Annotated in this window: 7 protein-coding genes; 2 read left to right on the top strand and 5 right to left on the bottom strand. The window is 73.2% G+C overall.

Annotation, left to right across the window (positions count from 1 at the left end; genetic code table 11):
* Nucleotide 1: 1 nt before the first annotated feature.
* A complete protein-coding gene (locus tag ACQ7HM_RS03325) occupies nucleotides 2-856 on the bottom strand; it encodes an alpha/beta fold hydrolase (RefSeq protein ID WP_434214805.1) in 855 nt (284 codons plus the stop codon).
* 56 nt (nucleotides 857-912) lie between these two features.
* Between ACQ7HM_RS03325 and ACQ7HM_RS03320 the strand changes: the two genes are divergently transcribed.
* Nucleotides 913-1,335 carry a MerR family transcriptional regulator gene (locus tag ACQ7HM_RS03320; protein ID WP_434214804.1) on the top strand — a complete coding sequence of 141 codons (423 nt, stop codon included), beginning with the start codon at nucleotides 913-915 and terminating at the stop codon, nucleotides 1,333-1,335.
* On the opposite strand, the gene ACQ7HM_RS03315 is transcribed toward ACQ7HM_RS03320, so the two are convergent.
* The 4 genes from ACQ7HM_RS03315 to ACQ7HM_RS03300 form a co-directional block, all read right to left on the bottom strand.
* On the bottom strand, nucleotides 1,318-2,622 hold the full coding sequence (locus ACQ7HM_RS03315; RefSeq protein WP_434214803.1) for an HNH endonuclease: 1,305 nt from the start codon (nucleotides 2,620-2,622) through the stop codon (nucleotides 1,318-1,320). The two genes, ACQ7HM_RS03320 and ACQ7HM_RS03315, sit on opposite strands and share 18 nt — an antisense overlap.
* A gap of 120 nt (nucleotides 2,623-2,742) precedes the next feature.
* Nucleotides 2,743-5,268, bottom strand: a complete 2,526-nt coding sequence (locus tag ACQ7HM_RS03310) for a LuxR C-terminal-related transcriptional regulator (protein WP_434214802.1) — start codon at nucleotides 5,266-5,268, stop codon at nucleotides 2,743-2,745.
* Nucleotides 5,269-5,281: 13 nt separating this feature from the next.
* The gene (locus ACQ7HM_RS03305) at nucleotides 5,282-6,862 is read right to left on the bottom strand and encodes an Hsp70 family protein (RefSeq protein WP_434214801.1); all 1,581 of its coding nucleotides are present in this window, start codon (nucleotides 6,860-6,862) and stop codon (nucleotides 5,282-5,284) included.
* Between the two features lie 190 nt (nucleotides 6,863-7,052).
* On the bottom strand, nucleotides 7,053-8,834 hold the full coding sequence (locus ACQ7HM_RS03300; RefSeq protein ID WP_434214800.1) for an Hsp70 family protein: 1,782 nt from the start codon (nucleotides 8,832-8,834) through the stop codon (nucleotides 7,053-7,055).
* Nucleotides 8,835-9,169: 335 nt separating this feature from the next.
* Here ACQ7HM_RS03300 and ACQ7HM_RS03295 point away from each other — a divergent pair, with 335 nt between their 5' ends.
* On the top strand, nucleotides 9,170-13,540 hold the full coding sequence (locus tag ACQ7HM_RS03295) for an IniB N-terminal domain-containing protein (RefSeq protein WP_434214799.1): 4,371 nt from the start codon (nucleotides 9,170-9,172) through the stop codon (nucleotides 13,538-13,540).
* Nucleotides 13,541-13,564: the final 24 nt, after the last annotated feature.

The following is a 13,564-nucleotide window of genomic DNA, read 5'->3' as shown; positions in this document are numbered from 1 at the left end:
ATCACGCGGCGTCGAGCCACTCCTCGATCGCGGAGATGACGCGAGCCGGTGATTCGACGGGCGCCAGGTGTCCCGTGTCGTCGAGGACTATCGGCGCGGTGCGGCCCGGTAGGAGTGCGCGGAGTCGGTGTGCCTGATGCACGGGGATCCACGGATCGTCTGCGCCCCAACCGATTGCGACGGCACACTTCGTGTCGGCGAGCCGCTCGGAGATCGATCGGGTGTGCGCGGGATGAAGTGACGCGATCTGCCGATAGAAGGCGCTCTGTCCCGACGGTCCGGTCCACGGGTGTGTCAGCGCGGTGAGCCATTCGTCGCCCAACGCGCCGTGGGCGGCGCCCGCGATGTACTCGCGGACCAACGACCGATGCAGTGCCGCCGGCAGCTGCGCAAACACGTCGCCGTGCGCTCGCACCAGGTCGAAGAACGGTGATCCCCACGGATCCAATGTCACTGCGTCCCACAGGAACAGGCCTGCGTAGTCGGCGCCGTGCAGCAGGTGTGCGCCGAGAGCCACCGCGCCACCGATGTCGTGGGCGACGACGTGTGGCCGGACGAGATCCGACTGCGCGAGCAGCGTCGCGAACCGTGACATCTGCGTTCGCAGATCGAGTCGCACATCCTCGCCCCGACTCGAGCGGCCGTATCCGGGCATGTCCCACAGGAACACCCGTCGTCGCTCGCTGATCGCGTGTCCGACGTCAGCCCAGATCCGGGCGGACCACGGTGTGCCGTGACAGAAGACGACGTCTCCCGTCGACGGCACTCGACGGTGTCCCAGGAGATAGGTGGCGACGGACGCGCCGTCGACGGTGAGGTGCACGGGATCGGGCAGGGTCGGGATCGGCATGCTCATGGACACCGAAACTAGGACTTCATGCCGACCTGAGGTCAAGCTGCGAGAATGCGCCCATGAGGATCGGAGAGGTCGCTGATCACGTCGGTGTCGCCGAGCACGTGCTGCGGCACTGGGATTCCGAGGGGGTCGTGGTCGCCGACAGGTCCCCGTCGGGCCACCGCCGCTACACCGACGAGCACCTCCGCCGCCTCGAGGTGGTGCGCGCCTGTCAGCGCATCGGTATGAGCCTGCCACAGATCAGACAGGTACTCCATCGTAGGTCGCCCGACCGGACCAGAATGCTGAGAGACCACCTCGACCGTCTGCGGGAACAGCAGCAGCGACTGGCCCGTGCCGAACAGTTCCTGACCCATGTGATCGGGTGCAGACACGATCTCGTGAGCGTGTGCGACGAGTGCTCGGGTTTCGCGCAGGACCCGCTCGGCGCCTCGGGGTCGTCGGCGTTGCGCCGACCGCCGTCACGCGGCGTCGAGTAGCGCCCGAAGTTGTCGTTCGATAGGACTGACGGGTTGGTCGTGGTGTCCTGGCGGCGCAGGGGCCCGCGAGACGTGACTGTGCCCGGTGGGTGTGGTGAGAGTGGCTGTGTGCCTGTCGGTGATGACGTGCCAGCCGGGGTTCTGTTTGGCGCGGTTGTGCGCCACGCACATGCCCAGGCCGTTGCCGGCGCTGGTGTCTCCGCCTGCTGAGTGCGGTTGGGCGTGGTCGTATTCGGCGATTGGCGCATCGCAGTACGGGATGCGGCAGGACTGGTCGCGGACGTCGAGGAAGTGCTTGAGCCCGGTCGGGAACTGTCTTGCGACGGAGTCCATGGCCACCAGAGCGCCGGTGGACGGCGCGGCGTAGATCCGTCGCAGCGTCGAGGAGGTCTCGGCGTCGAGCGCCGTCGCCACCATCGCCCGAGCGGTGTCGGCCGCTATCGGTCCGTAGCCGGTGACGTGTGCTGCGGCGGAGCTGTCACCGAGCAGGATCTCGTCTGACATCACGACGTTCACCGCCACGGGAAGTGCACCGGTTGTCGTGGCGCCGGTGACTCGTTCGACGAGGGCGTCGGCCATCACCTGTGCGTGGGTGCGGTCATCGCTGCCGACGGTGGCGTCGGCATGCCGCTTCAGCGACCCGTATACCGAGATCCCCGACACCAGCGGCAGCAGCGCCGAGAGTCGCACCATCCCGTCCGGCGCCGGCCGGGTACTGACGCGACGGTCGGACTGCGACAGGGAATGGCGGTCGACGACGGCCTGCGGATCGAGCTCATAGGCAATCCTTTTCACCTCGGCATCGAGTGTGCGGTCCCCGACACCCTCGAGCGCGGACGTCTCGGCGCAGATACGGCGGTCGATCTCGCTGCGGTCGTGTGCGGTGAGATGCGCGGTCTCCCGCACCAGGATCGTCGCCCGCCACTCGGTCAGCGCACCCGACGCCAACGCGGCACGCGTGTGCGGCATCTCGCGCATCAACGCCCGCGCGAAACCGAGATACCGGCCACCGGCCGACCCCGACGCCTTCCGCGCCAGAGCGACCTCGGCCGCCAATCTGCGGCCCTGCCGTACAACCGGAACACCGGCCGCTGATTCGGACTCAAGGCGTAATATCTCGAGCCGCATCGTCTCAGTGGCCTGAGCTGCAGCACATCCGGCCTTGATCGCCTCCAGCAGCGAGATCCGATCCACCGCTGCAGCTTCGTCGGCGACGAGAGGCAGGACCGGGAGGGACGACAGGAACGATTGCAGCGCAACCACTCCCGCGTCGTGCGTAGCGTCCATGATCCCCCGAACGATCTGTCAAATACATGTTCGAGTATAGCGGTCGTGTCCGACACGCGCCACGAATCATCGGGGGTCTGTGGACAAGTCCGTGGCGAGAAGAAGTGCAGCCCAACGGGTTCAAGGGTGCGACGCGGTGGTACCGAAGCCTGCGGCCCGCAGCGTCGACAGGAGCTCGGATCGCGAACCGGAGCCGAGGCGCCGACGGATGCGTGCGACGTGGTGCTCGACGGTCTTGGCCGAGATGAACAGCGCTGCACCGATCTCGCGGTACGTGAGACCGAGGACCAGCTTCTCGGCGATCTCGGCCTCCCGCTCGGAGAGGGTGGCGACGCCGGTCGCTCCGGGCGCCGGGACGGCCGGGGTCTCGGGTCCGGTCGACGTCGTCGGCGAGGGCGCACCGCCGATGGTGCGCGCGGTCTGCAGCAGGACGGTCGCCGAGCGGGTGTCGGCGACGCGCAGCGCACCTTCGGCGGCGAGGCGGGCGCCGTCGAACCCCTGGCCGACGCGGTGGAGATCGTGTGCGGCGAGGTCGATCTCGTCTCCGGACAGTGGCGGGTCGGCGTCGTCACCCTGCAACACGCGCAGCCACACCCGACCGGCCCGGGCGAGAACCGCGGCGTAGGGGTGGGTGTCTGCGGCCGCGCCGAGTGCTCGGGCGTGGGGCACCAGGGCATCCGGAGTGCCGGAGATGATGGCCGCCTGCACGCCGTACCAGTGCCACGCCGACGCCCAGATCGGCGGATCGTCGAGCGCGGCGAGCAGTCGATCGACCTCGGCGGTCAGATGCGCGATGCGGTCGGCGTCCCCGCAGCGCACCGCGGCGAGCCGCAACTCACCCAGCGGCAACAGCGCGAACAGATCGGCCTGCGCCTCGGCGACCGCCGGCTGTGCGTCACGCCACGCACCGGCCAGTGCGCCGGAATCGCCTCGGCGACGGGCTGTCCCGACGCGCAGCGCATGCGCCAGGAGGCGCTCGCGTTGGCATCCCACCGTCACCGACGATGCCAGTGCCGCCGCGCGGGCGAGGTCTCCGCCGATCATGGCGGTCCAGGCCTCGAGCAGGAGCAATCGGGCATCGCCGCGGGTCTCCGCGGACCCGTCGGCCGAGGTGGAGCGTCGGGCCAGCACCGATGTCGCACCCGCCAGATCGCCCGTGTGGAGCATCAGCAGGACCGCGACCGCGGCGGCGGATTCCGGTTCGATGCGGTGGTCGCCGGATGCGGCCGACATCGACCGCAGGACCGCTCCGATCGCCGTGGCGGGCGAATCCGTCACCGACGCCATGAGGCCGGCGGCCAGTTGCGCGGCCGCGGTGTTGTCGGTGGTGGGCGGAGCCTGTTCGGCGACGGTGATGAACTCGGCTGCCGCCGCCCGGTCGCCGGCGGCGATCAGCGCGACGGCTCCGACGGCGGCGTCGGTCCCGGCGCGCTCGGGTCCCAACCAGCCGAAGAGTTGCGCTGCCCGAGAGTAGGTTCCCCGGCGCGCGGCCACCGATGCCGCGATACGGACACCGGCCGCCACGCCGGTCGGGTCGTCGGCGCCGAGCGCCTCGTCGGCGATGCGATCGGCGACATCGAGATCGTCGGACTCCAGCGCCGCATGGGCCAGTGGCCGGACGTAGACCAAACGGTCGGCGCCGGCGGCGCGCGCGGCCGTCCAGAGGGTGACCGCCCGGTGGCCGCGAGCGGCGCGCGCGTGAGCGACGAGGGTCTCGGCCAGGTCGGCATCGACCATCCCGTCGGTTGCCGCCGCCAACGCACGCTCGAGAGGCAGTGCGTTGTGCGCCAGCAGAACTCGCACCAGTGCGGTGCGGGTGGTCGCGATCTGATGCGCGCCGACGACCGCGGTCAGCGCGGGGACGGCATCGGCGAGAAACGCGTCGGAGTCGCCGAGAAATCCCGATCCGCGCGCGGCGTCGATGGCCGCCGTGGCGGATGCGGCATCGAGGTCGCAGGTCTGGGCGACGGTGTCGGGGTCGAGGGTGGACCCGGCCGCGGCGACGGTCAGGGCGCCCAGTGTGGCCGGGTCGAGGCGACGCACCGTGCGGTGATGGTGGGCCGCGATGGCGGCGGCCGCGACGTCGGTGACCGATCGGGCGGGGGAGTCGACTTCGTCGTGCGTGGTGACCGCGGAGATCGCGGCGTCGATCGCCGCACGGTTCCCGCCGCTCATCCGCGCGATGGCCGCGGCCACCGCAGAGGGCAGTCGGCGCCCGGATCGCTCGACGACCCCGGTCGCGGTGAGCGGCGCCAGGCTGACGGCGCGGCCGTGAGAAGCGATCGTGGTGAAAAGGTCTCGCAGCAGGGGGCGATGATCGCGCGGTTCGGCCGCGACCACGACGGCGATCTCACCGGTCACGACGATCGCGGTCAATCGTGCGAGCGTCGTGTCGTCGAGGTCGTGGGCGTCGTCGATCACCAGCATCGTCCCGGCATCCGGGGCCGCGGGTACGGAGCTCACGACTACGGCCCCGACGCTGCGGCGGGCATCGGCGATCGCGGCCAACAGGAGCGTTTTCCCGCCCCCGGCCGTCGCACTGATCGCGACAGGGGTGGGCTGCGCACCGGCGACGACTGCCGACAGAACCGCCTGCGCATCGGGCATGCCCGCGAGGGCGACGCCGGGTGCGGCGTGATCGATCATCGGCGACTACGGGTCAGGGCAGACCGGGGATGTTGACCGTCGGCAGCTTCGGGATCAGGCCTGTCAGGGCAGGACCGCTACCGCCGCGCACCGGGGGAGATTGAACCGCGGGCGGAACATACGCAGGCCCAGCGGAAGACGTAGGGGCGGCGGTCGGAGCATCCGCCTGAGAACCCGAATTGTTCGGCGCAGGATTGGTCGCGGTCTGTGCCGGTGCGGCGTTGCCGCCGCGGGCCTGCGCCTGCGCTTGGGCTTGGGCCTGGGCCTGGGCCTGAGCCTGCGCCTGAGCTTGTGCCTGTGCTTGTGCCTGTGCGCCGGCATCGGTTCGTCCGGCCGACGGTGTGGAGGTGATCCGCGACTCCACGACGGTGGGTACCCCGGCGGTACGCGAGGCCGACGCCGAGGCGCTCGACTCGGCGAGCGGGTTGATGGCGGTCGCGACGGCGTCGTCGGCCGGGTCCGATCCCGAGTTCAACGAGGCGGCGACGGCCAGTCCGCCCGCGGAGAGCAGCGCGACGGTGACGAACGCGCCGATGAGTGCCAACCGCTTGCGACGCCCGGAGTTCTCGATCGCGTCGACGGCGCTGGGGGCCGGGGTCGCAGCGGCGACGGTCGAGATGCGACTCGCCATCGTGGCCCCGCCGGCGGCCGCGGCCGCCTTGGCGGGCACCGCGGCGGCACCCGAGCCCGACGCGAGGATCGCCGCGCCATACGCGGAGGTGGTGGCGGGGTCGGAATCGACGACGACCGGCACGCGGAGCACGCCCGAGAGCATCTCGGCGACGACGGGCATCGCGGCGCCACCGCCGGTGAGGAGCAGGGCGCCCACGTCGCGGAACCGGTGACCGGATGCCGTGACCGCCTCGCGCAACATCGTCATCGACGCGAACATCTGGTTCTGCACCAGCGATTCGAGCTCGGAGCGGCTCAGGGGCACCCGTGTCGCTGTGCCGGGCAGATCGACGGCGATGGACGCGTCGGTGTCGGTCGAGAGCTGTTCCTTCGCGGCCGTGGCGTTCGCGCGGAGGTCGGCCATCGCGGCGACGGCGGTCGGATCCGACGGGTCGATCGCACTCGCGCCCGACGCGGCGAGGACGTGATCGACGACGAGCTGGTCGATCGCATCTCCGCTGATCTCCTTCGACCGCACGGGGGTCCCGACGATCTGCGGGTCCGCTCCCGTCTCGACGACGGCGATGTCGAGCGCAGACGCGCCCAGGTCGTAGACGACGACCAGCGAGCCGTCGGACACGTGGTCGAGTTCCCCACCCGCCGCGGTGGCGGCGGCGAGGCCGGCCAGGGCCTCGGGGACGACGCGGACGTCGGACAGTCCGTGGGCCGCGACGGCGTCGCGGAGCGCGTCGTTCTCCGAGGGGTGCCAGTCGTTGGGTCCGGCGACGACGACGTCGTTCGCGGTGGAACCCGACTCGTCGGCCAGATCGGCGAGAGCTGCGGCGTACGGGTCCACCCCGGTGGCCGCCCCTGAGTCGCCGCCGGCGGTCGGGCGCACCAGGGCGTCGTACGAACCGGTCGGTGTCGACGACACCGCGACCGAGGTCGTCGTGCCGATCTTCAGTCCTAGGCCAGCAGCCATGGGGGTCGCTCCGTCCGATTGGGGAGCACGTATCGACGACGACCCCCCGGCCGGTCGTGACTCCACGGTCAACTTCCTAGTCGTCATCGAACACCCTTCCGTTACTGCTCGCCACCGATTGCGGCGAGTTCGCGGTGACGCACTGGGTCTCGATCCATGGTCATCGCAGGCACCGGCGGTGCGGGTGTCCCTAGCGGCCGAGCAGACCGCCGAGGCCGGGCACGGTGGGCAGCGCGGGAACGGCGGGGATGGGGTTGAAGGTCTGCTCCGGCACCGTGTCGCCACCCGTACCGGTGTCACCCGAACCCGTACCGCCCCCGGTCGATCCCGATCCACCGGTCGATCCGCCGCTCGTCGCGCCGCCTCCGGTCGACCCGCCACCCGCGGTGCCACCGCCCGAGCCGCCGTTCGACGTGCCGCCCGAGGTGGAACCGCCACCCGAACCGCCCGTCGCCGACCCACCCGATCGGGTCCCACCCGAACCCGAGCCGGTCGAACCGGAGCCGCTGCCACCGGAGGCGGAGCCGTCCGAGGTGGAGCCACGAGAGGTCCCGTCCGACCCCGCGCCGTTCGCGGCCGACGTCGATGCCGCCGAAGCGGGCGCGCCCGAGCGGGCGGTGGACGGTGACGAGGCCGTCGGCGCGGCGGCCGAGGGCGTGGTGGCCGAGGTGGTGGGCGTCGCGGCGGGGCTCTCCGACGAGCTCAGCGCGGTACCGACGGACAACCCGCCCGCGGTGATCAGGGCGATCGCCACCGCGACCCCACCGATGATGGCGAGCCGACGGGTGCGGCCCGAGGTCGACTTCGCCGCGACCGGCGTCCGCGGGGCGGGGGAGACTGTGCGGGACACGACCGTCTCGGCCGAGGCCGTGGCAGCGGAGGCAGAAGTGGCGGAGGCAGAAGCGACATCCCCCGACGCCGCGGCCGCGTTCGCGGGCATGGCGTCGAGGACGGCGGATGCGGCGTCGATCTCGGCGGCCAGGATGGCGGCACCGAACGCCGAGGTGGTGGCGGGGTCCGCGTCGACGACGACCGGGATCCGCAGCACACCGGAGAGCATCTCGGTCACCAGTGGCATCGCCGCGCCGCCGCCGGTGAGCAGCAGTGCACCCACGTCGCGCAGGCTGTGGCCCGATGCGGTGACCGCGTCCCGCAGCAACGACACGGCCGCGAACATCTGATCGTGCAGCAGCGACTCGATCTCCGAACGCACCAGCCGGGTCTCGGTGTGCAGCCCGGGCAGGTCGACGGTGAGGGTGGTGTCGGTGTCGACCGACAAGGTCTCCTTCGCGACCGCGCATCGGCGGCGCAGTGCGGTGAGTGCCTCGATCGTCGCGGGGTCGAACGGCTCGATGGAGTCGACCGCGTCGACCGACTGCAGCACGTGGGCCAGCAGCAGCTGATCGAAGGCGTCGCCGCTGATCTCCTCCGACCGTGTGGGACGGCCGACGATCTGGGATTCGTCACCCGTCTGCACCACGGTGATGTCGAGGGCCGAACCACCCAGGTCGAACACGACGACGACGTCGGACGGCAGATCGCGACCGGTGGCCTGCGCTGCCGCGACGCTCGCGATGGCCTCGGGCACGAAGGTGACGTCGGACAGGCCGTGGGCGTCGGCGGCGACACGCACCGCGTCAACGGTGTACGGCTGCCAGCCGTTGGGGCAGGTCACGACGATGCTCGTCGCATCCGACCGCGATTCGGCGGCCAGACACGCCAGCGCCGTGGCGTAGAGGTCCTCGCCGCTGAAGCGGCGGCCGTCGTCGGCGACGAGGGCGACCGGGTCGCCCACGCGCTCGGTGAAGCCGGACAGCCGGGCCGATCCCTCGGTGCCGGCGTCCTGCCGTCCCGACACCAGCACCGGCTCGCGACCGGGCGCCACGTCGAGGGCGGTGGGCCTGACCAACGCGTCATAGGTGCCCGAGGGCGTGGACGAGACGGCGACCGACATCGTGGCGCCGATCTTCATACCGAGACCGGACGGCCGGCGGGTGTCCGCTGCCGCGCTGTGATCGTGGTGGCCTCCGGCCATGAGGTCGACTCCCGTTCGTCGCTGGGGGGAGCACGACGTGACCGCCTGTGTGCGCGTCTCGACCCGACTCCACCGATTCTCTCCGGCTTGTCGTCACCGGGCACCGCGGCGTTACCGCACGTCGCACCCCCTCGCCAGGTCGCGGGGGCATCCCCTAACGCCCCCGATCCGACAGGGGGATTCGCCCCGTTGGCCCGGGGGCCGGACGTCCCTAGCGTGGTCAGCAGTCAGGTGGCGCCCAAAGCGCCGCCTCGAGTTCCCCAGGAGCCCCGATGCCCACCAACGCCGTTCTCGACTTCATCCTCAACCTGCTGCGCGACGACAAGGCCGCCGCGGCGTACCTGCAGGACCCGCAGTGCGCCCTCGACACCGCCGGCCTGGGCGACCTCTGCCCGGCCGACATCGTCGCCGCGGCACCGGCGGTGGCCGAGTCGGGACTGTTCCCGGGTGGATCGCGGCTGGCGTCGATCGTCGGTGCGGGCACCCCCGCCGCCGGCGGGCTCGGTGGTCTGGGTGGCGGCCTCGGTGGCATCAACGTCGGTGGCCTGGGCGGAGCCGCCCTCGGCGGACTCGGCGGTGTCGCAGTGGGCCTCGGTGGGGTCAACCTGGGTGGCATCAACCTGGGCAGCATCGACTTCGGCAGCATCGGCTTCGGCGGTCTGGGCGGACTGAACCTGGGCGGTATCGACTTCGGGTCGCTGGCGCTGGGTAGCATCGACCTCGGCGGGATCGCGCTCGGTGGCATCGATCTCGGCAGCCTGATCTCGGCGGACAACCTCATCGCCCTCGGCCTCGGGAGCCTGTCGCTGGGCAGCCTGGCCCTCGGTGACCTCGCGATTGGTGCCCAGCTGTCGGCCGTACTCGCCGCGGCACTCGCCGGGGCGCTGACCGTTGGTGGCGACATCGCGGCCTCCCTCGGTGTCGCGATCGGTGCCCTCGTCGACGCGGCCCTGGCCGTGGGTGGCGGACTCGGCGCCGTGTTCGACGCCAACGGACTCCTGAACATCGGCGCCACCATCGCCGGCGTCCTCACCGGCGGACTCGGCCTCGCCGCCGGTCTCGGTGTGCAGCTGGCCGGCACGGTGAACGCGGCGCTCGGTGCCGCGGGTGTCGTCGTCGCCGGCGGTACCGCGACGGTCGGTGCGGCTCTCGGCGGCGCCCTCGCGGCCGGTGGCTCGCTCGCCGCCAACGTCGGTGCGGCGCTCGGTGCCGCACTCGGAGGTGTCGTCGGTGTCGGTGGCGCACTGGCCGCCGATCTCGCCGGCGCGTTGTCGGCCGGCCTCGGTGTCGCCGGGTCGCTCGCGGCGGTCCTCGGTGGCGGACTCGGCCTCGGTGCCAACCTGCTCGGTGGTGTCGTCGCACAGCTCGGCGGTGCCCTCGGCTCGGCCCTCGGCGTGACCGCAGGCCTCGGCGGCGCGCTCACCGGACTGCTCGACGCGTCGGTCGTCGCGGGGCTCGTCGGCGGCCTCACCACCTCGCTGCAGGGCGCGCTCGCGGCGGCCCTCGGCGCCGGCGGTGCGATCGGCGCCGACCTCGGCCTCGCGCTCGGAGCGGCGCTCGGCGCGGTCACCGACCTGACCGGGCTGGTCGATCTCGGTGCGGTCCTCGGCGCCGGTGGTGCCGTGGCCGCCGCGCTCACCGGTGCACTCGGCCTCGGTGGCGGTGTCACCGCTGCGCTGGCCACATCCCTCGACGCCGCGCTGGCCGCGGCCGGCGGCATCGATCTCGCCGCGATCCTGGCCGGCGGCGGCGACCTCGGTGTCGCGCTGGGCACGGCCCTGTCGGGCGTCCTCGGTGCCGGTGGTGCCGTGGCGGCGAACCTCGGTCTCGCGCTCGGCTCGGTGCTCGGCGGAGCCCTCGGTGGCGCGGCCGGTCTCTCCGGCGCCCTCGGCGCACAGCTGTCCGGCCTGCTCGCCGGCGGAGTCGGCCTCGGGGCCGCGCTCTCGACCGTCCTCGGCGGCGCGCTCGACCTGTCGTCGGCGCTGAATCTCTCGTCCGCGCTGAACCTCTCCGGTGCCCTGGATCTCGGAGGCTCGCTCGCCGCGGCCCTCGGTGCCGGCGGTCTGCTCACCGGCAACCTGGCGGCCCTGCTCGACACCGGTCTCGCGGCGCAGCTCTCCGGCGCACTCGGAGCGGCCCTCGGCGCCGGTGGCGCGGTCGCCGCGGATCTCGGCGCCGCGCTCGGTGGCGCGCTCGGCGGGCTCGTCACCGTCGGCGGACTGCTCGACGGCGGCATCGCCCTGTCGGCCGGTGCCGCACTGGCCGGGCAGCTGGGCGCCGCCCTGGGCCTCGACGGGCTCCTCGTGGGACAGCTCGGCGGCGCTCTCGACACCGTGCTCGGCGCGGGCGTCGACGTGGCCGCGGTCCTGGCCGGCACCGCCGATCTCGGTGCGGTGCTCGGCGGTGCCCTCGGACTCGGAGGCGCGGCCGCGGCCGACCTCGGCGCGACCCTCGGCGCGGTGCTCGGCACCGGGCTCACCGGCGTCCTCGGTGCACAACTGTCCGGCCTGCTCGCCGGAGGTGTCGGACTCGACGCCGCGCTGTCGACCGTCCTCGGTGGCGCGCTGGGCCTCGGGGGTGGTGTCGATCTCGGTGGCGCACTCGCCACGGCCCTCGGCGCCGGCGGCGTGCTCTCGACCGACCTCTCCGCGGTCCTCGGTGGGGACATCGCCGCGTCGCTCTCGGGCGCCCTCGGTGCCGCGCTGTCGGCAGGCGGCGCGCTCGGTGCGGGTCTCGGGGCGTCGCTCGGATCGGTGCTGACCGCGGCCGCAGGCCTCGGTGGACTCGGGACGATCGACCCCTCGCTGGCACTCGGCCTCGGCGGGACGCTCGCCGGCAACCTCGGCGCCGCGCTCGGCGTCGACGGCCTCGTCATCGGCCAGCTCGGCGGAGCGCTCGACGCGATCCTCGGCAGCGGTGTCGACCTGGCCGGCGTGCTCGCCGGCACCACCGACCTCTCGGCGATCCTCGGCACCGCACTCGGAGCCGGTGGCGCACTCGGCGCCGATCTCGGCGCGTCGTTCGGGGCCGTCCTGGGCACCGCACTGTCCGGTTCGCTCGGCGCGCAGGTCTCCGGTCTCCTCGCCGGCGGCCTCGATCTCGGCGCGGCGCTGTCGACCGTGCTGGGTGGCGCCGTCGGTCTCGGCGCGACCGGCGCGCTGGGTCTCGACGCGGCCGCCTCGCTGGGCACCGACCTCGTCGCCGCGCTCGGCGCGGGGGGCCTCGCGACCACCGACCTCACCGCCCTCGTCTCCGGTGGCCTCGCCGCCGACCTCTCCGGATCGCTCGCCACCGCGCTCGGCGCCGGCGGCTCGGCGGCCGCGGGACTGGGGACGGCCCTCGGCGGCGCGGTCACCGCGGCCGTCGCCGCGGGCGCGATCGACCCGTCGCTCGGCCTCGATGTCGGCTCGGTGCTCGCCGGTGGTCTCACCGCAGGACTCGGCGTCGACCCGGCGCTGGTGTCGCAGCTCGGCGCGGCCTTCACCTCCGCGCTCGGCGGCAGCGTCGACCTCGCCGGCGTGCTCGGCGGCACGGCCGATCTCGGTGGCACGCTCGGTGCCGCTCTCGGCCTCGGAGGCGACGGCGCCGCCTCGCTCGGGGCATCGCTCGGCGCGGTCGTCGGCTCGGCACTCGACGCGGGGTCGCTCGGGGGATCGCTCGGCGGCTCGCTCGCCGGTGGCCTGGGCACCGATCTGCTCGCCGGCCTCGGCGGCGGACTCGACGCCGGCACCGTGCTCGGCTCGGCGTTCGGCGGTGCCCTGTCCCTCGACGGCACCGCCGCGGGTGGCCTCGGGACCGCGTTCACCACGGCTCTCGCCGCCGGCGGCGGCCTCGGCGGCCAGGTCGCCGGACTCGCGGATGCGGGTGCCGGCCTCGGCGGCGCCGCGGCGCTGGGCACAGGGCTCGCCGGCTCGCTGGGCACGGGGCTCGCCGGATCCCTCGGCACCGGCCTGGCCGGCTCGCTGGGTACCGGCCTGGCCGGCTCGCTCACCACAGGACTCGCAGCGTCGGACCCCACGCCGACACTGGGCGCAGGACTCGACGGCGCCATCGGCGGAGCGGTGAACACCGCGCTCGACGCCGGTGGCGCCGCCGGGGCCACCACGGGCCTGCACGGTCTGGCCGATGCGGGCACGTCGCTCACCGGCGGACTCGGCCTCGGGTCGGGTGTCCACAGCGCGCTGGGCGGCGACGCCACCGCGAACCTGCAGGGCGCGCTCGACTCGGTGCACTCGCTGTCGGCGGGGGCGACCACTCCGACCGCCGGTCTCGCCGGCGACGCGGCCGGTGCGGCCACGGGCACCGGTGATGTCGCCGGATCGCTGCACGGTCTCGCCGACACCACGGCCGGTGTCGCCGGCGGCGGTGCGGCCGGGCTCACGGGCGGCGCCACGAGCGGTCTCACCGCGCACCAGGGCTGGTCGGGTCTCGACGCCGACCACACCTTCGGTGCGGCGACGACGTCGACCACCGCGGCCGACGGCAGCGCACACGGATCGGCCTTGCACGACTCGGGTCTGACCGGCGGCCTCACCGACGGCCTGTCGACCGGACTGAGCGGCACCGCCGACACCGCGTCGCACACCGACGCCACCGCCACGCAGAACCACCATCTGGACCTCGGTCACGGGCTGCTGCCCTGATCGAGACCACCGCGAGCTCGTCAC

Source organism: Williamsia sp. MIQD14 (genome assembly GCF_051025635.1).
Lineage (GTDB): Bacteria > Actinomycetota > Actinomycetes > Mycobacteriales > Mycobacteriaceae > Williamsia_A.
The sequence above is the reverse complement of the archived record's forward strand: the minus strand, read 5'-3'. Positions and strand labels throughout refer to the sequence as shown.

Bases quoted from the DNA above. Each gene is read 5' to 3' on its own strand.
- ACQ7HM_RS03325 (WP_434214805.1), bottom strand. From the start codon at position 856: ATGAGCATGCCGATCCCGACCCTGCCCGATCCCGTGCACCTCACCGTC.
- ACQ7HM_RS03320 (WP_434214804.1), top strand. From the start codon at position 913: ATGAGGATCGGAGAGGTCGCTGATCACGTCGGTGTCGCCGAGCACGTG.
- ACQ7HM_RS03315 (WP_434214803.1), bottom strand. From the start codon at position 2,622: ATGGACGCTACGCACGACGCGGGAGTGGTTGCGCTGCAATCGTTCCTG.
- ACQ7HM_RS03310 (WP_434214802.1), bottom strand. From the start codon at position 5,268: ATGATCGATCACGCCGCACCCGGCGTCGCCCTCGCGGGCATGCCCGAT.
- ACQ7HM_RS03305 (WP_434214801.1), bottom strand. From the start codon at position 6,862: ATGGCTGCTGGCCTAGGACTGAAGATCGGCACGACGACCTCGGTCGCG.
- ACQ7HM_RS03300 (WP_434214800.1), bottom strand. From the start codon at position 8,834: ATGAAGATCGGCGCCACGATGTCGGTCGCCGTCTCGTCCACGCCCTCG.
- ACQ7HM_RS03295 (WP_434214799.1), top strand. From the start codon at position 9,170: ATGCCCACCAACGCCGTTCTCGACTTCATCCTCAACCTGCTGCGCGAC.